Source organism: Oceanobacillus aidingensis, assembly GCF_042654105.1.
Lineage (GTDB): Bacteria > Bacillota > Bacilli > Bacillales > Amphibacillaceae > Oceanobacillus > Oceanobacillus oncorhynchi.
In genome coordinates this window covers 159,648-183,835 of the sequence record NZ_JBHSFT010000002.1, presented here as the reverse complement: position 1 = coordinate 183,835, position 24,188 = coordinate 159,648, and the positions used below count along the sequence as shown (strand labels likewise).

The following is a 24,188-nucleotide window of genomic DNA, read 5'->3' as shown; positions in this document are numbered from 1 at the left end:
AGAAAGAAAATTCTATGGCAACAAGAGGTAAAGCTTGTGTTAAAGCAAGCTTATAAATAAAGAGGTGGAGGAATGATATTCCACCACCACATTTGACATAGAACCTATAATATTATGAAAAAGCTATAAGGAGATTTTAAGCATGAGCGTTATTCCCGAAATTTTAGCACATATCGAAACAGCTTACGAGGCGCATAAGCCCGTTTCATTTATTCGTGAAAACTATACAATCAGCGAAGACGAAGCATATCAAGTGCAGCATGCGTTTATTAACAAACGTGTTCAGGAGGGTGATTCGGTCGCGGGCTATAAAATCAGTATGACCAGCAAAGAAACACAGGCATTTGCTGATACACACGAGCCTGCCTACGGAACCATTCTGACATCACAAGTGTTACAGGGAGATGCTGAGTATGCCCTATCCCATTTATTCTCTCCCTTGATTGAACCTGAATTGATGTTTTTCATCAATGAAGATATCTCAAACAACGCAGATGTTCAGGAAATCATCGAAAAAACTTCTGTTGCTCCGGGAATTGAAATTCCAGATGCAAGATATATCAACTGGTTCCCGAATTTTTCATTAATGGATTTGCTATCTGACAATACAGCAACAGGCAGAATAATTACAGGGAGCCCTGTTCCTTCTCCCAGCATAGAAAAGCTCGGTGCAATTGATCTCGATTTAAAATATAATGGAAAAACAACACATACCGGATGCTCTGATGCGGTATTAGATAATCCAGTCAATGCGGTTAAATGGCTTGTGGAGAAATTAGCCAGTCATAACTTGTCTTTGCAAAAAGGCATGGTGGTTTCTTCTGGAACATTTATTTCGCCATTTGAAGCAGAATCAGGTGAATATCTTGCCAGCTACCGTGATATTGGCAGTGTGAAAATAACCTTGATTTAAGCGTGATATAGAGAATATGGGGTGACTTATGATAAATAGGAAAGAGAATATTATATCAGGTGTTTTATTTATTATTGCAGGGATTTTAATTACTTTTTTCTTAAATACAGCAACTATGATTATTGCACTTTTTTTAATTACTGTACCTGCAATTTACGATTGTTACAAGAAGCCGGCACTTGCTAAAATACTTTTTTATATTATTGTATTTGGAGCCTTTTCTGTTTACCTTGTTTTCTATATTTAGAATAAGAAGTAACATCAGGCAGTGGATGGTGTTACTTCTTATTCAAGTCTTAAGTTAAAGATGGGATTGCTATTCATAATCCATCAGAATAGCAATCCATTATTTTTTCTATTATTCAATTTAGCTGCAGAATTCAATGAAAACAGGAAAACTAATTTATTTTGTTAAATAGGAGCTCTCCCATAACGGAAGCGCTGTTCCAATATTGTTCTTTAATGCATTTTGATATACTTTATATGCCCAGGCAACGTCTTCTGTAGGAAGACCTCCAGTCATACAAATAATAACTTCATCTTCTGTATTTCTTCCCGTCTTTTGACCTGAAATAATATCCCCGATATCATCAACCGTGCTGTCATCAAATTCACCGTTATGGATGAGCTCTAATAGTTGACCTGACATCGTCCAATCACGAATGCTGGCTATACCATCAGGATGTGATAATCCATCTTCCAGCCATTTTTTATGCATAGACCATAAATCTGAAACGATTCTTGATTGATTGTAAACTTCTTGAGATAAATCTGCTGCTCCTGTAAGAATGATAAGCGCCCCAGGCTTTATACTTTCCTTCTTTATTTCTGGCTTAATTTTCCCAGATGTAGCAACAGTTACAATATCGGATTGCTGAATACAGTGATCCAAATCATCGACTACTTCAACGAAAAGATTCAATTGCCTTTCCAATTTATCAGCAATTTGTTTTCCTTTTTCTAAATTAATATCAAAAAGGACAATCTTTTCAAGCGTACTAACGGAACTTGCTATTGCTTCGATACAAGACTGATTGATTGCACCGCCTCCAACAGCACCTAAAACTTTTGCGTCTTTCTTAGCAAGATGTTTTGAAATAACTCCAGGCACTGCACCCGTTCGCATAGAACTGATTAAGTTCCCCGCCATGATTGCCAGCGGTGCTCCTGTTTCTTTATCATTAAGTGTAAAAGTATGAATGGAACGCGGCAGTTCTTTATCCATATTTTCAACATTAGAGCCATACCATTTATTACCTATTACATCGAATGCTCCTCCGAGATAGGAAATAAGTGACATAAACCTTCGATCTGGACCTGCTTTTGGTATATTTTCAAATGGCTCCTCTTTATTAAACCAAAGCATTAAACCATGATCATTTCTGTTTGGTCCTCCCAGCATATAATCGCCTTTCCCTATAAGATGAAACATTTCCTCAATGGTGCTGACACATTCTTTCATATCAAGAACACCAGCCTCAATTAATTCTTCTTCCTGTAAGTATAAAAATTCTACCTTCTCACTCACTTTGATCTCTCCTTTGAATTTAATATAATCCATTTTTTATAGTAGGATACTGTTAATATCACGAAACTAATAACTATCGTAATCACGACAAAGAGCCAATGATGCCCATTTAATATAAGCAGCGGTGAAAATGTAATAATTGCGATTTCCACTGGCGCTATTGGTATATACGCCAACCCAAATTCATCTAACGTATTGCTTTTTAATTTTGGGTCAACGATTCTTAATAATGCAATTGCTGTTGCAACAGCCCCCGTAATCCACCCGAATGTAAAAATTCCTTTTTCAAACCAATTTTCCTGGAAATAATACCTTGATAAAACTTTATAAAAAATATAGCTGAGAATGATGCCAAATATAATAAGAATGCTAAATGGCACAATATTATCAGCAACTACCGTCAAGTTGATAGATGCAATGCCAAATGCAACTAGAAAATCAGTTGCATTCCCCCCTATACTGCTCATGATTTTATGATCAACATAATCGTCTGCTTTAATCCATTCTAAAAAATATCTCAGTAATAGACCGACTAAAAAAGCAAGAGAAAATGCTGGAATGGATAAACTTGCATAGAGTGATTCGCCCAGTTGGCTTAGATAATACCCAATTGAAGTAGCAATCAAAACAAGAATCAGATGAAATGCAAAAGGATCAATTAAAATACTTGATACTGTATTTTCTCCTAGTGGATCTCGCTTATCTTTCGGTAATAAACCAGATTTCAATTCATTGGGAAGCTTATCAAAACTGCTAATATAATTTGTATTTCCTTTATTTGCATTAGATTTTATTAATAGCAACCCTATTCCAATCGCTAAGATAGCTCCTATGGTTGCTGAAGTCATTGCTAATGTAGTAGCTTCTTCCCATCCCTGACTCTGGAAGGCTTCTCCTATTGCGGCTGCGGTGCCATGCCCTCCGACAAAACCTGCTGCAAGCAGCAAACCAAATCCATTATGCACATCAAATATCGGTACTAATAACGCTAATGCAAATAATAATCCCCCTCCCCACATAAGAAGCATAATAACCTGAGAATAAGACCATAATCTTCCTACTTTATCAAACATATCTGACCATTTAAATTTTGGTGTTGATAAAGGAAGCGCAGCAAATACTACTGCAATCAATAAAGAAGGATACGTGCTGATTAGTTCTGAAAATGGCAATATATTCAATCCATGGCTTCCTAAAAGCAAACCAAGGATTCCGGCAATAATACTTGCAGGCATAAACGACCGTTGAAATATTCCCACTTTTGCTCTCAGAAAAGTTCCAACCAGCAATAGTGCAGAAATGATACCAAAGTCGATTAAAATATCCCAAACATTAAACTCCATATTGTAACCCCTTTCATGTTGTTTTATAACACTATATCATTAATTTAGGAAAAAATAAACCAAAATATTTAAAAAGGAATTATTTTTCCTTAATTATAATATATTCTCCAAACTGGTATAATTATAATTACAAAGGAGGAATGAACTTTGGACTTAAAAGATAGATTAATAGCTATTCAGAATAATTTACCCCGTCAACAGCAAAGTCTGTGTAAATATGTTATTCAGAATATAGATGATGTATCAACAATGACGATTAATGAATTATCAAAAAACAGCCAGGTAGGGACAACAACCATCCTAAGGTTTATTGATAAAATTGGTTATAAAAAATATCCAGATTTTAAAAAGGACATCATCAAATATGCTTTCAATAATAAAAAAAATACATGGTGGCATTTACAAAAATCATTAGAGGAAATAGACGAATCAGAGAACTCCATGATGAAGGTTGGATATAGCAGCATACAAGATATTGAATCCATGTTAAGAGAGCTTGATTTAAAGCAATATACTCAATTTCTAAACATGCTCCTCCAATCAAAAAAGCTGTACTTTCTAGGCATGAGAACCTCGGTATCCATTGCGCTTTATTTTGAATTGATGCTTCGGGGAATCAGGGACAATATAACACAATTAAGCGGCAACAATGATTTCTTATATGATGAATCTTTAAAATTTCACCAAAATGATTTATTAATTGTAATTGCTTTGTCTCCTTACACAAAACAAAGCGTTGATTTTGTTAAATACTGCCGTAACCATAAAGACATCTCTATCGCTCTGATTACCGATATCGAAACATGTCCTATTATTCCTGATAGTGATGCACACTTAGTAGTCGGACAGAGTAAAAATCGCTACAGTATTATTCCTGCTATTGCTTTAATCGAATCACTCATCATTGACTTAGGAAAAAAAGATCCGGATTCTGTTGCTAAAATTTCAGAATTAAATAAGGTGCATCAAGATAATCATATTACTACAATGTAAATGAGCGGGTTGTGAAAACATCTATATAATATTTTTTGTGTTTAAAACTTAACTCCATTTTTTTATATCGATATTTTTCATAGTATAAAAAAAGAGCGTCATCTGTTAAAGTAAAAAATAAAGCTTATAAACACACTTCAAACAGTAGGTATTTTTGTTTTTCTCCCACTGATTGATTAGTTGAGCGGTTCAGGGAGTTAGCGCCTTTATCTCCTGACTAAATAATTTTATTCACTCTCTTTATTTTAAGGCAGAAGTTTTTGGACGCTCTCTGTAATAAAAGAATTGGTTTTTACTCAAATTAACAATATACAAGCAAAGCAGTACGTAACAGGGGTGTGCGTAAGATGAATGAATGGTACAAACTTGATAATGCGGGGAAAATGTTTCACGCTGTGTCTGAACAGACGAATTCTTCCGTCTTTCGGATGGCTGCGGTAATGAAGGAGCCCGTACAACCTGATGAGCTTCAGCACGCACTCGACGATGTTCTTAAGCGTCTGCCTATGTTTGCTGTAAAGCTCAGCAAAGGCGTGTTCTGGGATTTTCTTGTGGAGAATAAAGAAAAGCTTTTTGTGCATTATGAAAATCAATATCCATGCGCTCCCATTGACCCATTGGAAACAAATGGATTTTTAATGCGCGTTACTTATTATAAAAAAAGAATTGCTGTGGAATTTTTTCATTCTGTAACAGATGGCACTGGCGCTTTAGAATTTATTAAAGCACTTGTTTATCAGTATCTCGTTCATTTAGGGAAAGATGTAAGCTATGCAAGTACATTAATTGATATTCACGATGAACCCAGCTATTACGAAAGCGATGACAGCTATCAGAATTATGTTACGGATGAAAAACCCGAAAAATTTAAAGAAGCACCTTCCTATCAAATTCGCGGCGGAGCAATTGATCAGACAGTTGCCGTCCACGGAAAAATGAGTGCGGAAAAGGTACACCAGCTTGCTAAAGCGCATGGAACGACTATTACTGCGTTTATTTCAGCACTTCTTATTGCAGCTATTTATAAAGAGAGATTGAAATTCCGTGCTTATCAGGAGGAAATAAAAATCGCCATTCCTGTCAATTTAAGAAATCTTTTTCCTTCAAATACACTTCGTAATTTTTTTGGTGTGGTTAATATCGGGATGGCAGTAACGGAGAAAACAACTTTAGAAGAAATCATTACAGAAATATCAAAGCAATTACGGGAAAAAGTACGGAGAGAAAGCTTACAGCAAAGTATTAATGACCGGGTCAAATGGCAGACTAGACTGACAGCAAGGTTCATTCCGCTTCCGTTAAAATACCATGCCATACGTTATGGATATAGAAGCTTTAGTGAGCGTACCAAAGCAATGACGATGACAAACGTCGGAAAAGTACACCTTCCAGAATCAATGAAATCACATATTTCACATATGGAACTCATTTTATATCCAACCAAGAAAAGTCCCATTAATGGTGCGATGATTGCAGTTGGCGATGAACTTGTAATCACATTTTCCAGAATGATTAAAGAAGCGGATATTATTCGTACCTTTTTCAGAGAACTTTCTAAGACATATAACCTGGAGATAGAGGTCTATTCCAATGACAGCAGGTGAAAATAATGCAACATTATTGCAATAATTGCAATACCTATACAAAACAGCAATATTGTCCACTCTGCAAGAATAAGCTTTCTCAGAAATCAGGAGACAATGAATATTACCCTATTTATGAAACCAAAGTCAAACGACGCCGTTTTGCGCAGCGGCTTGTCTTATTTGTTGCTATTTTTATTGTCAGTACCAGTATATTAATTAATTTACTGACTAACCCGGATAAATTATGGTTTTTATATGTGTTAAGCCCAGTACTATACAGTCTGTTAACCATAAATCATACCATTCTTTCCAGAGCGCACATTGGGTCCAAGGTGGTTCTTCAAGTTATTGCACTCTCTGTTATGCTATTTATTTTAGATGCAGCTTCCGGAAGCTCTAAATGGTCCATTCACTATGTTATTCCGTTTCTTGTTACGCTGGCAACGTTACTTGTAACAATCATTGTGCTGCGTAAACCTATGAAGTGGCGTGAATACATCGGTTATATGACTACGATGGTTATTCTCGGCTTCCTTCCTGTTATTCTGTTCTTAAGTTCGTGGTCCACTGTATTATGGCCAAGTGCTGCAACAGCTCTCTATGCTTTGATGACACTGATTGGTATGGTACTGTTTTCGGAAAAAACGATGAAAAATGAAATTGTTCGGCGATTTCATTTTTAGCATAAAGGCACATGCTGTCTCTTCATTTATCAGCATGTGCCTTGTTGTTTTATACTAGTACGTTACAATCTATTTATTCTTATTTCCCAATTCCTGCTGAATAACCTCAAATTGCTGTAGAGTTAAACCCGTCACCTGTAAAATAGCCGTTCGGCTTATCCCCTGCTCTAACATTTTGAGTGCCGTCTGTTTTGCAGATTCCTTTAGTGCGGACTCTGCTTCAAGCCTTTTTCGTTCTGCTTCTTCTTTCTCCGCTTTCATTGTTTTCCTCTGTTCTTTTATTTCTNTTTCATTGTTTTCCTCTGTTCTTTTATTTCTTCTTTCTCCGCCTTTATTTCTTCATTCTCTGCTTTCAGCTCTTCTTTCTCCATTTTCATTTCTTCTCTTTGCTCTTTCATTTCTTCCATTTCCTGCTCTAACAACTCTCTATCCCACTTCTTAGATTGCTCATCTAAAATTTGCTTCAAACGGATTTCATATTCCCGCCGTTCTTCTTCTGTACGGCTTAAATCTTCCCAGACCCGCATCGCAACATTTAACGTTTTATCGACCATCGCAATCTCCTCCAGTTCTTGATAGATATCATTATATAAAGTGAAACTTTGTTCAGTGGGGTTCTTTAGACCCCACTGAACATTTAGTTGAACCAATCGGGCCGTTACTGGCTGTTAGATCTTCCACTTAAAATTTTCATGACTTTTCTATTTTTAATGCCGATTTCGATATTTTGAAAGTAAAGCTGCTGAATCGGGCTTCTTCCTGATTTGGCTAAAATGGCATTGAGAAAGACGACAGTGATATCCTTATTCTTTTCGTTTCCAAATAGTTGTTTAAAAGCATAGTCTACTTTTAAATCCATTAATTGAATATCCGGTATTCGATGCAGTGCTTTGTTAGTCCGCTCTTTTCTTCTTTGATATTTGTTGTATGACCTGGATTCTTCCTGTACATGCAGAGAGGGTGTTTCTGATGAGGAGTATACTTTTCGGAGACATATTCGGGGCATAAAAAACACATCCTTTTATTTTGATAAGGTGAGTTTCTGAGATGGCTATCTAAACAAATCATACAGAACAAATATTCCTCGATCAAGTCCTTATTTATTTAATTTCCACAGATGGAATAGTCTCTTATTAACGTATGTTTCGCTTTCCCAAAGGCAAAACTAGTCATAACAGAATGGAAAAGGAGAAACTAAAAATGATCGCATTGCATACGAATTTGCCGGGTAAGCAAGGAGTTTTCCTAAAATTAAAGCTGTATTTAAAAGAGCTTGGATTTACGATAGCAGAAAATAGTAACTACCACGGATATTTTAATGGGCTGCTTTCCAGTCAGGCAGAGAGAAAACTATATTTGTATCTTCCCTACCGGGTGCTGCAAGAAGAACATAACCAGCCATCTGTTCAAATTGAATTTGGAAATCCTCAAATTATCCATCACGCTGACATTCGGTATTTCGATTCATTTCAAGCTTATCTTCATAAACCAGATTTATATGATTGGAAACTTAAGGGGGAACAGGCTGTGCAGCAGATTATCAACCATATCGATAACAATCTTTAGTTGAACTTTTCTTTTTCATCCAGCATACTTAAAGATAGATTGCATAAGGAGGAGCTTTATGTATCACTTTGTAGAAGAGCAAATTAAAAAGGCAGTGGATGATGGAGAATTCAATAATTTGCCGGGCAAAGGAGAGCGTCTAGATTTGCGGGATGAATTTGCAGGATTGCCCGAAGAAGTGAAACAATCTTTCCGTATTTTAAAACGGGCAGGCTATCTTTCTGACGAGCAGGAAAACCAGAAGCAGTATATATCGCATCACGACTTAATGAAAATAGCAACAGAAGATAAAATGCAGGCGGATTATACAGAGAAGCAGGCTGCATTTCAAACTTTAACCAAAGAACGAAAACTTGATAAAAGCCGTATTTTTCATAGATATGCAAAAAAGATCAGAAATAAACTGTTTCGCTAGAAGAGGGATCAACCTGCTGTGGTTAATCCCTCTTTCTTTGTTTATATGATGCGCTCCATCTCTTTTAAAAGCTCATAAGCTCCCTCGGATTCGTTTGAACAAACAATCATCGTCTTCTTCTCATACGGATAATGAACCGCCCGGAAATTGACTCCCGGATCATAGCCCATTTGAATATGCTTTATAATGTTTTTATTGTCGTCTAATTCCATATAACCAGCGTAGCCGTAGAAGATGTTTTCTTCTGCATACACACATTCATGCGGCTGACACACCTGCTTCGTCATTTCTTCAGATAACAGCTGAAAGCTCTTCAAAGCCTTCCAGAACTTAGCCATATCAGCTACAGTAACATATGCGCCCCCATCCGGGCCGCCCTTAGCCGGAAGGGAATACATATTTGTTTTCCATTTGCCCTCTGAGTCTTCCATATAACCTAATGCTGTCCGTTCCGGCAAATCATCCATTTCAAAATATCCTGAATCGCTCATGTCTGCCGCTTTAAAAATATGTTCCTCTACAAAAGAAGAAAAACTGCAGCCGGCAACCTTTTCTACAATCAAGCCTAATAAAATATAGCCTGAATTATTATATTGAAAGGAATCACCTGGATGTTTCTGCATCCTTTTATGTTGAAAAAGCGGGAGAAAATCTTTTGGCGACCTGACTTTATACATTGGCAGAGACTCCCACAGCTGCTCATAATCATCCATCTCTTCCTCATCAAAATAATCCGGCACACCAGAAGTATGCGTCAGTAAATGGTGAATGGTAATATTCTTATCAAAATAAGGAAACTCCTCCATTACACAATCATGCAGCTTTGTCGCAAAAGTTATTTTTCCCATTTCCACCAGCTTAGCTACAGCAACTGCAGTAAACAATTTGCACCCCGAGGCAATACCAAATCGTGTATCTGTCTGATTCTTTAGTTTCTCAGCTCGATTTCTATAGCCGCTGCTTCCTGTGATGACTTCAGCCTGTTTTTTAGCATAGAACGCTCCTGAAAAATGATATTTCTTTTGCGCTTCCATCAGTTTGTTCCGCTTATTTTCTATATTCATTTTTTGTCCCTCCTGAAATCTTTGTTTAATTATGATTTTAAAAGGGAGTCCGCTAAGATGTTCATACCATATAACGAATCATATGAGTTTCCTCCGTTCGTCTTAAGGTTAAGGTTATTATATACTTATTTTCTGAAAATTTAAAGAGGCGGCTGTTTCTGTTAACTTAACCAGAAGCATTTCTTTCTTGTTAATTCTTGTTTCGTAATAAAGTACAATATGTTGCAGCTCAAAAAATAACCAAATCTATGGTGGTTGAAACCTCATAAATTTGGTTATCTCTTTCATACATGTAATTAAAACAGCCCCAGCTGCTGTGAAGCCAGTCCATCAAATTCAATTCCTAACATCTGCTGCAGCTGCTTCGCGTTTCCAGCTGCATGTCTTCCAGAATTGTTGTTAAACAATACTATAACCTCTTCACATTGCTTTTCTAACCTTTTTACCTCTTCGGCTATCGTTGTTAATTCCTGCTCGTTATATTCATATAAATAACGGACCTTCCGCCAATTCACATTTCCCGAGTAATTCCAGCCGTGGACGTTTCTTCCGTGCAGCCGGATAATGACTTTATCTTTTACTGTCACAACAGGCACAAAAGGAACCGACTTTTCACCAGCCTGCGGTTCATCTGCAACAGTATGAATCCAGCCTTCTTGTTTCATAAATTGCAAGGTTTGCTGCTGAAATCTTTCCTCATACCAGGATTGCTGTCTGAACTCCAAAGCAACAGGAATATCCTTCATTTCCTTTTTACAATAGCGTAAATATTGCACATGCTCGTGTGTACAGTCAAACCACGGCGGGAATTGAAACAGCACAGCTCCCAATTTTCCTGCTTTTTGCAGCGGTACAATCGACTCCCTGAATGCTTGGAACATTTCTGCCTTCGTTTCAAAAGGGTTATCCTTTTCCTCCCGATCATGCCCGGTCATTCCCTGATAGGCTTTCACGATAAATTGAAAATTCTCCGGCGTCTCCCTCGCCCATTTTTCCATATTACGAATCGGCTGTACCGCATAGAAGGAGGAGTCTAATTCTACCGCCGGAAAATGACTGCTGTATTCCTGTAATTTTTCATGCGCTTTTGTATCATCTGCATAAATAGAATCGTGGTCTCCCCATCCCGTTAAGCCAATTTGAATCACTTTAAACACCTCTCTTACATTACTCTCTTACCTTCTTCATTTGATCCCGCCGCACCATATATTTAACAAATGGAATGATGATAATGGATAAAAATAAAATCCGAAACAGCTGAAACGAGGTCACCACCGTTACTTCCGCCTGAATCGAAGCAGCGATAATCCCCATTTGATCTACACCGCCTGGAACTACGCTCAGAAAGCTGGTCGCAAAATCCATAAAATAATGGGCCATCCATTCACTAATTAAAAAAGCCACGCTAATTAATATGACACACGAACCCACCGCATACACAATATGTGATTTCATTTTCCTCAGCTTATCCCGTTCTAATAATAAGCCTACATAAATCCCAATAAACAGCTGGGCAACATGCAGTAAATTTTCAGGCATCCTTGGGACCTGAATAGACAACAGATTGCATATCATGATAAAGAAAACAGGTCCTAATAAGTAGGCGGTAGGTACTTTGATCAGCTTGCAGGCCATTCCCACTATGTAGCATAGAATCAATAAACCAAATAAAATCAATGAATAGCTTTCTGTTGTGTTATCGGGGGCCGCACCACCATTATTACTGGAAACAATAAACGGAACCAATGTAATAATCGCCAGCAGCCGAATGACTTGATAAAACGTCACTACGGTTATATTCAAGGTTTTCTGCTCTTCCGCAAAGACGATTACCTGCTGCAATCCCCCCGGAGCACAACAAGCCATTGCTGTTCCAATATCCAGCCTCGCCCACTTTGAAACTGCAAAACTGACACCAATAAATAAAAGTAAAAAGATAATGTTAATAATAATCATCATTGGAAAATAGTTTACCATATCCTGCAGCGCTTCTAATGTAAAAGCATAACCAATCGTATATCCGGCAATAACCAGTCCGATATTACGAAAAGTTGAATCCCAAACGATTTTCCAGGATGATTTTAATTGGAATAATAGTGTCACGATCATAGATCCAAGCAGCCAAGGCAGGGGCAGGCCAATTACGGTAAAGATAACAGCTCCAAAGAGACCAATTGCAATCGTTCTCAGGAATAAAAATATCATATAATTCCCTTCCTTCTTTCTCTATTATAACGTTTCCACACAAATACGAAAATCGATTATTTCGAATTTGGAAGTAAAATTGAGAAGAAATATAAAAAAGCAGCAGCTTTCCACTTCAAAGCGAAAAGCTGCTACTTTTTGGTTATATGCTTTTGTCTTTTTTTGTACTAACAAAATCAACTTATTAGTATATCCGTTTATTTAATAGTAATAACTACATCCTCACTAGCTCGAACTTGCTTCACATCTTGTTTATCTAAAGTTTCGATATCATTCATATTTGTAATTAGCATTGGTGTAACAGTACTTGAAGCTTTTTCGCTTACAACTGCTAAATCTATATCAACAAGGGGATCTCCTTTTTTCACTTTATCTCCTTCCTTCACGCGAACGGTAAATCCTTCTCCATCCAATGCCACTGTTTCTAAGCCAATATGGATTAAAATTTCTGCTCCATTTCCAGCCTTAACTCCTACCGCATGCTTCGTCGGGAATACTTGTACAATGTCTCCGTCAACTGGCGATACCACCTTGCCATTAGATGGTTTAATAGCAATTCCATCGCCCATCATTTGTTCAGAAAACACCGGATCAGGTACTTCCTCTAAAGGAACTATTTCTCCATCAACAGGCGCAAATAATTCTATTTCGTTACTTCCTTTCTTTTTAAAAAGCTTTCCAAGCATAATCTCACCCACCTAAGTTTATATTGATTTTATTTCTTTAAAACAATTTATTATCATGTAAAATATATTTATTCAACGCAAATGCTACACCGTCATTGTTATGATCTTTTGTTACAAAGTCTGCTATTTCTCTAACACTTGGTTGAGCATTCCCCATCGCAATACCCAGCTTAGCCTTTTTAATAAGTTTGACATCATTGAGTGCATCTCCTATTGCCATGACTTCATTCATCTCAATTCCAATTTGTTTACCAACAAATTCAATACCAGTTGCTTTATTTATACCTAAAGGATTTAACTCAATATTCGTTGGCAGTGTATTTGAGACCTCATATAGATTCGTTTCTGTTAAATATTTGCGAAGACGATCGGCTTCTTTCTCTGTGTCCAGCCGAATCCCAAATTTCAACCAGTTTTTATCCATATAATTGACTGGAAACTGATTTTTAAAGAGTTCTTTCGTAGTTAATGCCCAATACCTTAATTTTTTTGTTTCACAAAAGTGAGTAAGTCTTAATAAATGATTGGCAGAAAGAAAGTGCTGGGAAATCACTTCTTTTTCCATATTTAATATTTGTCCCCCATTTGCTGTAACAAAAAAATTATTCAGTTTTAATTCATCCGCGTATGGTTCTACATGGCTAAAAGGCCTGCCTGTGCTCAGAACGATTCTAATTCCCTGGTCTATACAAGCTTTAATAGCGCCTTTATTTGCACTGGATATTTGTTTATTCGTATCTAAAAGTGTTCCATCCATATCAACAGCAACAAGTTTAATCATACTGCATACACTCCTAAAAAGGGACAGTCTTATCTTTCTTCATCAAGCATCCTGTTCTGGTAAATCTTTTTTAATTTTTTCAGAGATACGGAATGCTCTTTTAGCTTGTTCTTCAGCAATAATGTTTCCTGCACCTACATACCTTTCCGGAAGCAGCATACCTTTGATTTCATCCTTAGAAAACATTTGGTTTACATCCTTATCTTCTAATAAAGCATCTACAAATGAACTTCCCTCTGTCTGCACTTGTATCGCTTTGTTGTAAACAACCGTATGTGCTTTATCCTTTCCAAGCTTCTTTGCTAATTCCATCATAATAAATTCACTATTATCTAACCCTTTATTCAGAGAAGCATTTTCCTTCATTTTATTTACATGAACAGAAATCCCTTTCGTCAATTCTTCTGTCCGTAAAACCACTTCTGTAATTAATTCTATTGCTTCTTCCAGTGCAGCATCAAACACCATATACTGGCTGCTATCAGCTTCATAGGGCCTTGCAGCAGCATTTAAACAAAGCTGTGGAAGCGTATAGAGTTTTTGGGCGTTAGCGATAATCCCTTTTGACAGCTTGGGATTAATTTTATGCGGCATCGTGCTGGAACCAATCGTACCACTTTCAAAGCTTTCGGAAACTTCTCCGATTTCTTCAATAGATGTAGAATATACTTCTTCAGCAATTTTATGAAAACCATTTGCTAATAAAGCAAGCGCATGAATATACTCCGTTTTATGACTCGTTATATTTCTTGACGGTACCGGCATGGTATTCATATTTAACAGTTTAGCCACTTCTGATTGCAGTGTTATCCCCTTTTCTCCAAAGGTATTAAATGAACCGACAGCTCCACCCATCATTACTTGAAACGTCCGTTTGGCCGCTTCGGATAATCTCTCTATCGAATCAATCGTCTCACTAATCCACACAGAAACTTTGTATCCGTACGTAATGGGAATGGCATGTCTTCCATGTGTACGTCCAGACATTACTGTATTTTTATGTTTTTCTGCCAATTCTCCTAAATGAGATAAAATATCAGCAAGTACGTTCATTACGCGATCATGTATTTTTGATGTAACTAATAGCTGTGCAGTTTGTTGAATATTTTGCGTTGTAACCCCATAATGCACGTACTTCCCGCTTTCTTCATGACATGCTTTAATGAAAACTTTTAAAAAGGGTACAAAGCCATGTCCAACACTTTCTTTTAATCGTTCCATCTCTTCTAAATCTATATTTTCTATTCGCGCTGCTTCATTAATATTTTTTGCTGCTCTTTGAGGAATGATGCCCAATTCTCCTTGAGCAGTTGCTAAAGCTGCTTCAACGTCCAGCCACGATTGATACTTTTGGTTGGAATCTAATAATTCTCTTATCCCGTAATCATACATTGTTTTTGTTTTGGAATCATATAACGCTCTCATACTTCCTGCTCCCTTATGCTTTATTTTGAATATAGTTTTTCATCCACTGCATTTCTGACAAATTCAACGTGTGGTCCAAATACGACATGAATATGATTTTTTTGAGCCATAAAGGAGCCGGATGAACCAGAATCTTTTAATCTTTCCAGGTCAACTTTTTCATCGTCATATAAGTCTACTCTTAATCGGGTAACACAATTGTCTACATTCTTAATATTTTCTTTTCCGCCAAGTCCTTCAATAACAATTCCCGCAATTTCAGGGTATCGTTTTTCTTTTAATAGACTCACATTTTTAATTTCTGCTTCACGTCCAGGTGTTTTTAAATTCCATTTTGTAATCGCAAACCGGAAAACAAAATAGAATACAATAAAGTTTACGATACCTAAAAGAACAAGCTGGTACCAATTCGTTCCTTCATACAATAAGCCAAATATACCAAAGTCAAATATCGTACCCCGGATGTAGCCGATTGAAATATCTAGAAAGTTTAATGGTAACGCCATAATACCACTTAATATGATATAAACAACAAACAACAAAGGAGCAATAAATAAGAATGAGAACTCAAGCGGTTCCGTTACATTCCCTAAGAATGCTGTTAATACGACTGTCAGAATAGTTCCTTTAGCAATTGTTTTATTTGATGCAAAAGAGGTATGATACATTGCTAAACCGATGGCCGGAATCCTAAACAAGGTAATCAACATCTGACCAGACGCCAAATACTTTACTAAATCAGGCATTAAGCGATCCCATGCTTCATGCGATGGACCTAAATCAAATAAAATCTTATTTGTAGCATTTAAAATACCAATATAATTTTGACCGTCAATCAGGTAAACGCCTCCCGCTTCCGAAAAACGAACAACAGAAGCAAGTACGTGATGGAGTCCAAAAGGAATTAATGCACGATGCGCAAACCAATAAGCGCCGACGCCAAAATGCTGGTTCATAAATATAAATGAAATACTTAATAAAAATTGAGTAAATAATCCCCAGATAACAGGGATAATCAATCCGACTGGAATCATCACCAAAAATGTAATGATTGGAACAGATTTTTTTCCGCCAAAGAAAGCAAATGCCAGCGGTAATTCTAATCTATAGAAGCGATCCGCAATTTTGGCAGCTATTAAACCAGCGATTATCCCTCCAAAAGCATCAATTCGCAAGGTTTGAATTCCTAATACGACGCCTTGTCCTACTTGCGACATCGTTTCGGGATCTTCAGCTAGTGTGCCTGTCACTGTCAGATATACATTCATTACAACAAGCATGGTTAAATAACCTAATACAGAGGCAAATACAGCGATTCCTTTTTCATTCTTCGACATCCCGTATGCGACACCCATAGCAAAGAGAAGCGGTATATTTTCAAAAATAATTGCTGTAATATCCTGCAAACTATGAATAGCTGTTTGGACCACCGTATTATCTAAAAAAGGTAATCTCTCAATCATATAATCCTGTCCTAAAGCTCCACAAATCCCCATAAGCATCCCAACAGGTGCCATTACACCAATCGGTAATAACAAAGATCTTCCAAACTTTTGAATTGTATCTTTAACGTTATTTAATTTCATACCTTCTCTTCCTTCCTTATTTCTTAAACTAAGTGTAGAATTATATCAGGGGTATAACAAGGAAGTTTTTCAATAGAAATCTATTCAAAAAATTACCCCTCATTTTAAAATGGACAGGCCTAATTAACTTTCACCTGTGCTTTTAAAAGAAGAAAGAACCAATATACTTTTTGAAGATACTTCATGAGGAGGAAAGGAACTATGGACTCACTTGATTTAAAATTACTTAATCACCTTCAAGAGCATGGTGAGATTGATTTATCAAATACAAAAGCTTTCAATCGAAGCGAGGGAAGTATTTATAGAAGAATTGATTTAATTAATGCCTATTTAGCCAAGCATCAGCAGCTTGTCCCTAAAAACCACAAGATTCAAAGTAAGATGACGTATAAAGAATATATCCAAATCGTTCAAAATATTCCTTTTTATGAATATGTCCCATCACAAAAGGAGCGATTATCTTTTATTATTGTGCAATCCCTTTTAAAAGAAGTTGTCAATACCTCCAGATTATATCAGCATTTAGAATTAAGTATGAGCACCAAGAAAAAAGATAACCGTCATTTGACAAATCAACTAAAACAAGCAGGGCTTTCCAAAGAAATTGTTCGTAAAAAAGGGATTCGTATTACTGGTCAAGAAACCCTAATTCGTATAGAAGGCACAAAAATTTTAGTCAAACTATTTGAGCTGGATGAGAATAATACGTTATATCTTCGGCAAGCTAATAATCCAATGGAAGTATTAATTTCAGAATACGTTTTAACCGAAACAAATTTTATTCACAGCCAAGTTAAAAATATGATTGAAAATATAATCCATCAACAGAATATAGAATTATCTTATCCTTCTAAGAAGTTTATTTTTCTATATGTAATGATTGCACTTTATAGAAATCATCTAGGTTACTATGAAAATAAAAAAGTTCATACAAGCCTGACCTTCTCGTCACCATTTAAATTGGTTGAGCATTCAACGGAGAATCAGGTTATGAATCATATATTATTCTCTTTGGATACCATGAACAGGGAAAATAACGTATCTATTCAAATCCGGTGGCTGGAAGAAAAAATAATACAATTTGTTTCCGGCATTCAATCAACTATTATTACAGATATATATTCGTACCATGAATTATTCCAAGAAATATACCAGTTCATCTTTAAATGTATACTGCGTTCCGATTATCACTTTGATTTTTATGATAATAAGCTGGATCAAACTGCAGAGAAATTTCCAAATTTATATCATTTAATTGAACAAGATTCATTTATTTCCAATGAGCTTCAATTATCTTCAGATCAGATAGCAACACTCACGCTTATTTTCCGAAAACATATTAATGAAAATAAAATCTTGGGTAGAAACACAAAAAGAATTATCGTTGTTACGAATTCTTCCATCGAAAAAGCAGATTTTTTTGGAGCTTCCCTAAACCATTTTTTAGATATTAAAATTGTTAAAATACTACACATTAACGAATTACATGAATTAGCTAAACTTGATTATGACTACGTTCTTACTTTTTCCAACCGGATTGCTACGCTTATTGAGGAACAAGGATATACATGCCTAAAAGTAAAATTCTATATGAATGATGAGGATATTAATAAGCTGTTGGACATCGGTTTTTCCAGCAGTTCACGCAGAAAAATACTAGCTGATGATATTGTGCCTGCTTTGCAAAAGAAAACAGCTGAGGAAATGAAAGAGTTCTTGATTAAAAACTATCCTTCTCACTTTCTGTAAGAGTAACCTGCATCGCTTATAGAAAAATATTTATACATACTTTTTTATATTTGTGGTTTGATTATTTTTAAAATGGGTATTATGATTTTAAATAAATTTCTTTTACAGAGATTGGAAAGGGTGAATATTCATGAAAAAAATGTTACTTCTATGCCTGACACTGCTTCTTTCCATTACTTTAGCAGCCTGCGGGACAAGTGATGACAGCAACACAGAAGATAATGCAGCAAATGATTCAAACTCAAATGAGACCGCAGAAGATAATAATGAGGATACAAATTCAGAAGGGGAAAACGAAAACACAGATACGAATGACAACACTGACACAACAGAGAATAAGGATGATTTAGACTTAACAAGTGTGTCGTTAAGCGCGGAAGATGCTATGGACGCCTTTCTTGAACATTTCCCTGGTTCAAGTCTTTCTTCTATTCAGTTGGATGAAGAAAATGGAGAGCTTGTTTATGATATAGATGGTTATGATGATTCGATGGAATACTCTGCTGAAATCGATCAAAGTGGTGATGTTATAGCAGAAGAAAGGGAACAAATAGAATCAGATGAACAGTATAACGAATTAGTACTCGGCGATTATATCACTGCTGAAGAAGCACTATCTATAGCTTCCGAAGCTTCCGAAACAGAAGGCATAACCGCAAGAGGCTGGTCCTTAGAATTTGAAAACGGCAGCCCGGTATATGAAATCAATTTTGAAGATATGGGGTCCCAAGAAGTAGATGTTTATATTGACGCAGAGTCAGGAGAACAGCTGCACGTAGAAGTAGATGATTAATGGTTTTAGAAAGCAGGCTAAGCCTTGGGCTTGAGCCTGCTTTTTCACGTCCATCCTGAACCCTACAAACATCATCTTAAATACATTCGTTAAAATACTTTTCGCTGGTAAATAAATTGGCTGACTGTCCATGACAAGATATATAAACTGATGGCGATAATTGCACCGCTAAGATAAAGTGTTAATGTTGAAAAGCCTGCTAGAAATTGAATGATTACTGTGAAATTTTCGGTCACAAAGGGTACAATAAAGGATAAGGCAAATGAAAATACGAGAAATCCAATCATAATTGCGGTTCCTATATAACCAGGCCTCAGTATATAAAATAACGGAAAAGTGAAAGCAGCAAAAATGAAGAATAACCCCGCACCAATCGCCATATCCCTTATTGTATAGCTATAATTAAAGATATATAGAATGATACCAGCTGCTCCGATTGATAAAATCATAAATAGCACTGCTCCAAGATATTTTGCAGTAACAATCTCTTTTCTTGTGTATGGAAGCGAGTTCCATAATATATTTATTTTTGTCTTTTCTTCATTTATATAAGCATTGAGCGGCAAAAAAATACTCGCCACTAAGAAAAGAAAAAATGGACTGAGCTGCCTGCCAAAGATAGCATAGAAAACAATAATAGCAACAGATACAAGCAGCTCTCCCTTTTGTATAATTAAATCCTTTTTTATTAAGTTAAACATATTCATGTCTTCCTTCTCTCAAATTGATTGATATGGCACGATATATCAGAATACTTTTCGCTGATAAATAAATTGGCTGACTACCCAGGATATCAGATATAAACTAATGGCAATAGCTGCACCGCTAAGATAAAGTGTAGAGGTTGATAAACTTGTTATAAAATCCGTAATGGTTGTAAGGTGTTCTGCTAAAAACCGAAAAACTGGCGGTAACATAATGGTTGAAGCAATAAATCCAATAAAAGCTGCTATAAAAATATACTCTGCTTTTAAGAAATAAAATAATGGAAAAGCAAAGGCCGCAATGAGACAGAATAATCCAGCAGCAATTGCTACATCCCTCATGGTATAGTCAAATTGAAATACATATAGGATTACTCCTGCCAGAATAATAGATAGAATCATGTATACAATTGCCCCAATATATCTGGCAGCAACGATTTCTTTTCTTGTGTATGGCAAAGAGTTAAGAAGAATATTTGTTTTAGATTGCTGATCAAAGATATATGCATTAAAAGGGATAAAAACACTAGCCATCAGAAAAATAAATGATGGGTGCATATCCTTGATGAAAATGGCAAAGATCATAATAAGGGGAACAAGAAAGCCTATTTGTGTTTTCTGTATAAAAACATCCTTTTTTATCAGATTAAACATATTGCTTCTCCGCTCCTTTTGCATAGAACATAATATCTTCTAAAGTAGCAGGTTCCATAGCAACACGATCTCCAAGTACCGCCTTCACCCCAGCTACATCATTTGTTAAGGCTGTGAATCCATAGGAGGAACGCTCTATCTTGATAAACATTTTTTCTACATCCCGATTGATGACATCCATACTTCCTTTAACTAAAGCATAACGATTCTGTACATCTTCTATGGAATCATTAAACAGAATTTTTCCCTTTTGAATAAACGTAATATAATCGGCAATCCGCTCTAAATCACTCGTGATATGCGTAGAAAAGAATAATGTTCTTCTTCCATCTTCCATGATCTCCTGCAAGATATCCAAAAGCTCTCTCCGGAAAACGGGATCTAACCCTGCAGTCGGCTCATCCATCATAATAAATTCGGCATCATGCGATAATGCCATTGCCAACGAAGCTTTCATCTGCATCCCTTTGGAGAAGGTTTTAATCCCTTTATTTAAAGGCAATTCAAACTTCTTGATATAATCGTAAAATTGCTTGTCATCCCAATTTTTATAAGCTGGTGCAATAATCCGCCGGATATCTTTTAAATGTAAACTTTCATAAAACACATTGCTATCATAGACAAACCCCATCCGCTCCTTAATCGATTTCTCGTTGCTGGCATAATCCAATCCAAATACATTGATGTCTCCTGCATCAGCCTTTAACAAATTCATCATCAGCTTCATCGTTGTTGACTTCCCAGCTCCGTTGGCTCCGATAAAACCAGTTACACAACCTTGCCTGATTTGCAAATGAACATCTTCTAAAGAAAAATCTTTAAAGTGTTTGGTTACCCCTTTGAATTCTACTACATTTTTCATATTTTTCACCCCTTCATTAAAATTCGTAATAACTTAATCCGATTCATTCCTATCCATGAACTTCTGCTTTCAGGATCATTTCTTTATTTACTTTTCTTAAAAATAAAACTCCAGATATCCGCAAACACACATAAAATTACCGAAATCAAACACAGAAAAGTGGCGAAATTAAAAATGGATAATCATAAAAATGGAAATACTCCGTAAATAACTTCGCGTTTAAGATTCGGTTGATGAAATCTGTATCACGAACCTTTGGCTCCCAGCCAGTTCCATCCAAAAGCATAAAAATAATTTGGGCAAGGAGAGAACCTCCTATAGTTATTAACGTTTGTTTCCCTGTTCCTTTTGTTTTTTCAGCCTTCTCCGTCATTCGAATTCCCCTTTAGATAATTCTTATATGATAACTAAATATTGTATATATACTATATTTACACTATATACAATATTAAACCATCTTTTTATTATCTTTTCAACAGTTAAAATGATTTTTCCATAAAGAAAACTTGGCAAGCCAAGCCTAAAAGGCGTAAGATTGCCTTAGTTACGCTTATACTTGGTACCTAAAAATTTTTACTACGTCGAAATTCTTCTTCGCTAAAATTTTATACTTTCCTAAAGTGCAAAAAAAAGAGACCTTAGCTTTATGCTTAAGATCTCTAATCCGTATCTCTTCAAGATTTACTATAATTTTTAAAAAGCTTTCCGCTGATAAATCATTTGGCTAAATAGCCAAGAAGCTGCATATAACATGATAATGATACCCGCACTGCTTATATAAAGCGCAGGGGTGGACGCACTGGAGAGAAATTGAACAATGGAAGTCAGATGCTCTTCTAAAAATGTCATTGTCACCTGGCTTAAAACAACCACCAAAACAAATCCTATCACAATCGCCGTTCCAATATGTCCCGGCTTCAATAGATAGAACAACGGAAACGCAATTGCAAACAAAGTAAGTGTAATCCCTATCCCAATTCCAATATCCGCCCATGTAAAAGCACGATTAAACAATGAAAAAAGGACAATTGCTATGCCGATAGATACTGCCATATAAAAAATCGCACCAATATACCTAGAAGCAATAATTTGCGTGCGTGTATACGGTAATGAATTCAACAAAATGTTGGTTTCTGCCTTTTCATCATATGAGTAGGCATTTATCGGAATGAAAAATCCCGCAAATACAAAAATGAAAAAGGCAGGTAAATGGGTTCCTGCAAAAATAAAGAAAAGAATACATGGAATAAATAAATATAGCTGAGATTTCTGTATAATCAAATCTCTTCTAATTAAATTAGTCATACGGGTGGTCTGCTCCTTTCATATAGAACATGATTTCTTCTAAAGATGCTTCTTCAATCACAACATGCTTGCCAAACACTTCTTTTACAGTTGCTACGTCCTTTGTCAACGCCTGAAAACCGTTTGGAGAACGTTCTATTTTTATAAAATAAGCTTCCGTATCTGCGTCTAGCAATTCGGTGCTTCCCTTCACTACCGCATATTGTTCTTGCAGCTCATAAACTGGTTTATCAAAAAGAATTTCTCCTTCATCAATCAAAACTATATAATCAGCAATCCGGTCCAGATCGCTGGTGATATGTGTCGAGAAGAGAATCGTTCTTTTCCCGTCTATCATTACTTCCTGAAAAATATCTAATAGCTCCCTGCGAGATGTCGGATCCAGCCCTGCTGTCGGCTCGTCCATAACAATCAACTCCGCATCATGCGAAAGAGCCATTGCAATGGAAGCTTTCATCTGCATTCCTTTGGAGAATTTCTTCATTGGCTTATTTAAAGGAAGTTCAAACTGGTTCACGTACGCTTTAAATTGCTTTTGGTTCCAATGCTTGTATGCAGGTGCCACAATCCTGCTGATATCCTTCAGGTTCAAGGATTCATAAAATATATTGCTGTCGTAAACAAAGCCGATGCGATCTTTTATTTCTTTTTCATGATTAGCATAATCCAGTCCAAATACACTTACTTCTCCATTATCCGGCTGCAGCAGATTCATAATGAGCTTCATCGTCGTTGATTTACCGGCGCCATTCGCCCCAATAAATCCAGTTACATATCCTTGCTTTATCTGTAAATCCATATGATCTATCGTGAATGCTTTCAACGATTTAGAAACATCATGGAGCTCTATCACATTTTCCATCCCCATCACTCCTCATACAACAGCTTTAATAATTCCTGCAGTTCTTCATAAGGCAATCCGATTTCCTTACTATTCGAAATAACCGCACTCAGCTGCTCTTCAATCACTCTTAATTTCTTCTCCCGGATAACATCTAAATTTTGCTCCGCTACAAACGAACCTTTTCCGACAATGGAATAGATGAACCCTGACTTCTCCAACTCTTCATAAGCCCGCTTTGTTGTAATAACACTTATTTTTAAATCCTTAGCCAGCTGTCTGATGGAGGGCAATGCATCGCCTTCTGCCAGTTCACCTGAAAGAATTGCTGTTTGAATTTGCTTTAATATCTGCTCATAAATCGGCTCTTTAGAGCTGTTTGATATGATAATTTGCATGTCTATACCTCATTTTTCTGATTGTATATCTTCATTATACACAATACAAAAAGTATTGGATAATCTCGTAATGCTAAGCTCCAAGAACGTCGTTTCATTTAGAAAATT

27 protein-coding genes are annotated in these 24,188 nt (G+C 36.3%); 9 read left to right on the top strand and 18 right to left on the bottom strand.

From position 1 onward, the window contains the following. The first annotated feature begins 142 nt into the window (after window positions 1-142). Together ACFO3P_RS03455 and ACFO3P_RS03450 are read left to right on the top strand one after the other, a co-directional pair. A complete protein-coding gene (locus tag ACFO3P_RS03455) occupies window positions 143-913 on the top strand; it encodes a 2-keto-4-pentenoate hydratase (protein WP_379542153.1) in 771 nt (256 codons plus the stop codon). A 28-nt stretch (window positions 914-941) separates the two neighbouring features. Beyond that, window positions 942-1,160, top strand: a complete 219-nt coding sequence (locus tag ACFO3P_RS03450; RefSeq protein WP_379542152.1) for a hypothetical protein — start codon at window positions 942-944, stop codon at window positions 1,158-1,160. Window positions 1,161-1,316: 156 nt separating this feature from the next. Here ACFO3P_RS03450 and ACFO3P_RS03445 read toward each other — a convergent pair whose 3' ends face one another. Beyond that, the gene (locus tag ACFO3P_RS03445; RefSeq protein WP_042531935.1) at window positions 1,317-2,441 is read right to left on the bottom strand and encodes a tyramine oxidase subunit B; all 1,125 of its coding nucleotides are present in this window, start codon (window positions 2,439-2,441) and stop codon (window positions 1,317-1,319) included. Further along, window positions 2,438-3,784 (bottom strand): sodium/glutamate symporter, encoded by a 1,347-nt coding sequence (locus ACFO3P_RS03440; RefSeq protein WP_042531933.1) that lies wholly within the window; start codon window positions 3,782-3,784, stop codon window positions 2,438-2,440. Before ACFO3P_RS03440 ends, ACFO3P_RS03445 begins: the two co-directional genes overlap by 4 nt. A gap of 147 nt (window positions 3,785-3,931) precedes the next feature. Here ACFO3P_RS03440 and ACFO3P_RS03435 point away from each other — a divergent pair, with 147 nt between their 5' ends. The 3 genes from ACFO3P_RS03435 to ACFO3P_RS03425 all read left to right on the top strand — a co-directional run bounded on the left by ACFO3P_RS03435 (window position 3,932) and on the right by ACFO3P_RS03425 (window position 7,046). After that, window positions 3,932-4,777, top strand: a complete 846-nt coding sequence (locus tag ACFO3P_RS03435) for a MurR/RpiR family transcriptional regulator (protein WP_042531931.1) — start codon at window positions 3,932-3,934, stop codon at window positions 4,775-4,777. Between the two features lie 347 nt (window positions 4,778-5,124). Next, a complete protein-coding gene (locus ACFO3P_RS03430; RefSeq protein ID WP_042531929.1) occupies window positions 5,125-6,381 on the top strand; it encodes a phthiocerol/phthiodiolone dimycocerosyl transferase family protein in 1,257 nt (418 codons plus the stop codon). Between the two features lie 5 nt (window positions 6,382-6,386). Beyond that, window positions 6,387-7,046 (top strand): DUF6320 domain-containing protein, encoded by a 660-nt coding sequence (locus ACFO3P_RS03425; RefSeq protein ID WP_042531926.1) that lies wholly within the window; start codon window positions 6,387-6,389, stop codon window positions 7,044-7,046. A gap of 69 nt (window positions 7,047-7,115) precedes the next feature. On the opposite strand, the gene ACFO3P_RS03420 is transcribed toward ACFO3P_RS03425, so the two are convergent. Then, window positions 7,116-7,307: a hypothetical protein gene (locus tag ACFO3P_RS03420; protein ID WP_379542151.1), complete on the bottom strand. Its 192-nt coding sequence runs from the start codon at window positions 7,305-7,307 to the stop codon at window positions 7,116-7,118. Window positions 7,308-7,704: 397 nt separating this feature from the next. Further along, window positions 7,705-8,052 (bottom strand): PD-(D/E)XK nuclease family transposase, encoded by a 348-nt coding sequence (locus ACFO3P_RS03415; RefSeq protein WP_052484974.1) that lies wholly within the window; start codon window positions 8,050-8,052, stop codon window positions 7,705-7,707. Between the two features lie 194 nt (window positions 8,053-8,246). Between ACFO3P_RS03415 and ACFO3P_RS03410 the strand changes: the two genes are divergently transcribed. Together ACFO3P_RS03410 and ACFO3P_RS03405 are read left to right on the top strand one after the other, a co-directional pair. Continuing rightward, window positions 8,247-8,612: a YugN family protein gene (locus tag ACFO3P_RS03410; protein WP_042531923.1), complete on the top strand. Its 366-nt coding sequence runs from the start codon at window positions 8,247-8,249 to the stop codon at window positions 8,610-8,612. Between the two features lie 58 nt (window positions 8,613-8,670). Further along, entirely contained in the window at window positions 8,671-9,027 is a 357-nt protein-coding gene (locus tag ACFO3P_RS03405; RefSeq protein ID WP_042531921.1) for a DnaJ family domain-containing protein, read from the top strand. Between the two features lie 41 nt (window positions 9,028-9,068). On the opposite strand, the gene ACFO3P_RS03400 is transcribed toward ACFO3P_RS03405, so the two are convergent. The 7 genes from ACFO3P_RS03400 to ACFO3P_RS03370 form a co-directional block, all read right to left on the bottom strand. Next, a complete protein-coding gene (locus ACFO3P_RS03400; RefSeq protein WP_289584980.1) occupies window positions 9,069-10,091 on the bottom strand; it encodes a serine hydrolase domain-containing protein in 1,023 nt (340 codons plus the stop codon). A 296-nt stretch (window positions 10,092-10,387) separates the two neighbouring features. Further along, the gene (locus ACFO3P_RS03395; RefSeq protein ID WP_212928644.1) at window positions 10,388-11,239 is read right to left on the bottom strand and encodes a DUF72 domain-containing protein; all 852 of its coding nucleotides are present in this window, start codon (window positions 11,237-11,239) and stop codon (window positions 10,388-10,390) included. A gap of 19 nt (window positions 11,240-11,258) precedes the next feature. Continuing rightward, window positions 11,259-12,296, bottom strand: a complete 1,038-nt coding sequence (locus ACFO3P_RS03390) for an AbrB family transcriptional regulator (RefSeq protein WP_042531916.1) — start codon at window positions 12,294-12,296, stop codon at window positions 11,259-11,261. A gap of 197 nt (window positions 12,297-12,493) precedes the next feature. Further along, complete coding sequence (locus tag ACFO3P_RS03385; protein WP_042531914.1) at window positions 12,494-12,982, bottom strand: PTS sugar transporter subunit IIA; 489 nt, start codon at window positions 12,980-12,982, stop codon at window positions 12,494-12,496. A gap of 37 nt (window positions 12,983-13,019) precedes the next feature. Continuing rightward, window positions 13,020-13,763 (bottom strand): Cof-type HAD-IIB family hydrolase, encoded by a 744-nt coding sequence (locus ACFO3P_RS03380; RefSeq protein ID WP_042531912.1) that lies wholly within the window; start codon window positions 13,761-13,763, stop codon window positions 13,020-13,022. Window positions 13,764-13,805: 42 nt separating this feature from the next. After that, complete coding sequence (locus tag ACFO3P_RS03375) at window positions 13,806-15,188, bottom strand: class-II fumarase/aspartase family protein (RefSeq protein WP_042531910.1); 1,383 nt, start codon at window positions 15,186-15,188, stop codon at window positions 13,806-13,808. Window positions 15,189-15,208: 20 nt separating this feature from the next. Beyond that, on the bottom strand, window positions 15,209-16,774 hold the full coding sequence (locus tag ACFO3P_RS03370) for a PTS transporter subunit EIIC (RefSeq protein ID WP_042531908.1): 1,566 nt from the start codon (window positions 16,772-16,774) through the stop codon (window positions 15,209-15,211). Between the two features lie 201 nt (window positions 16,775-16,975). On the opposite strand from ACFO3P_RS03370, the gene ACFO3P_RS03365 reads away from it, so the two are divergent. Beyond that, window positions 16,976-18,523, top strand: a complete 1,548-nt coding sequence (locus tag ACFO3P_RS03365; protein ID WP_379542149.1) for a helix-turn-helix domain-containing protein — start codon at window positions 16,976-16,978, stop codon at window positions 18,521-18,523. A 130-nt stretch (window positions 18,524-18,653) separates the two neighbouring features. Further along, window positions 18,654-19,316 (top strand): PepSY domain-containing protein, encoded by a 663-nt coding sequence (locus ACFO3P_RS03360; RefSeq protein ID WP_212928648.1) that lies wholly within the window; start codon window positions 18,654-18,656, stop codon window positions 19,314-19,316. A gap of 89 nt (window positions 19,317-19,405) precedes the next feature. On the opposite strand, the gene ACFO3P_RS03355 is transcribed toward ACFO3P_RS03360, so the two are convergent. The 7 genes from ACFO3P_RS03355 to ACFO3P_RS03325 form a co-directional block, all read right to left on the bottom strand. Further along, on the bottom strand, window positions 19,406-20,017 hold the full coding sequence (locus ACFO3P_RS03355) for an ABC-2 transporter permease (protein WP_212928649.1): 612 nt from the start codon (window positions 20,015-20,017) through the stop codon (window positions 19,406-19,408). Between the two features lie 45 nt (window positions 20,018-20,062). Next, entirely contained in the window at window positions 20,063-20,674 is a 612-nt protein-coding gene (locus ACFO3P_RS03350) for an ABC-2 transporter permease (RefSeq protein ID WP_193064040.1), read from the bottom strand. After that, window positions 20,667-21,536, bottom strand: coding sequence for an ABC transporter ATP-binding protein (locus ACFO3P_RS03345; protein WP_212928650.1), 870 nt, complete (start codon window positions 21,534-21,536; stop codon window positions 20,667-20,669). The genes ACFO3P_RS03350 and ACFO3P_RS03345 overlap by 8 nt, the downstream gene beginning before the upstream one ends. Window positions 21,537-21,681: 145 nt before the next feature. Beyond that, on the bottom strand, window positions 21,682-21,909 hold the full coding sequence (locus ACFO3P_RS03340) for a YfzA family protein (protein WP_212928651.1): 228 nt from the start codon (window positions 21,907-21,909) through the stop codon (window positions 21,682-21,684). 320 nt (window positions 21,910-22,229) lie between these two features. Further along, window positions 22,230-22,841, bottom strand: coding sequence for an ABC-2 transporter permease (locus tag ACFO3P_RS03335; protein ID WP_212928652.1), 612 nt, complete (start codon window positions 22,839-22,841; stop codon window positions 22,230-22,232). Further along, window positions 22,834-23,703, bottom strand: a complete 870-nt coding sequence (locus ACFO3P_RS03330) for an ABC transporter ATP-binding protein (RefSeq protein ID WP_212928653.1) — start codon at window positions 23,701-23,703, stop codon at window positions 22,834-22,836. Before ACFO3P_RS03330 ends, ACFO3P_RS03335 begins: the two co-directional genes overlap by 8 nt. Before the next feature lie 5 nt (window positions 23,704-23,708). Continuing rightward, complete coding sequence (locus tag ACFO3P_RS03325) at window positions 23,709-24,080, bottom strand: GntR family transcriptional regulator (RefSeq protein WP_042531893.1); 372 nt, start codon at window positions 24,078-24,080, stop codon at window positions 23,709-23,711. Window positions 24,081-24,188 lie beyond the last annotated feature (108 nt).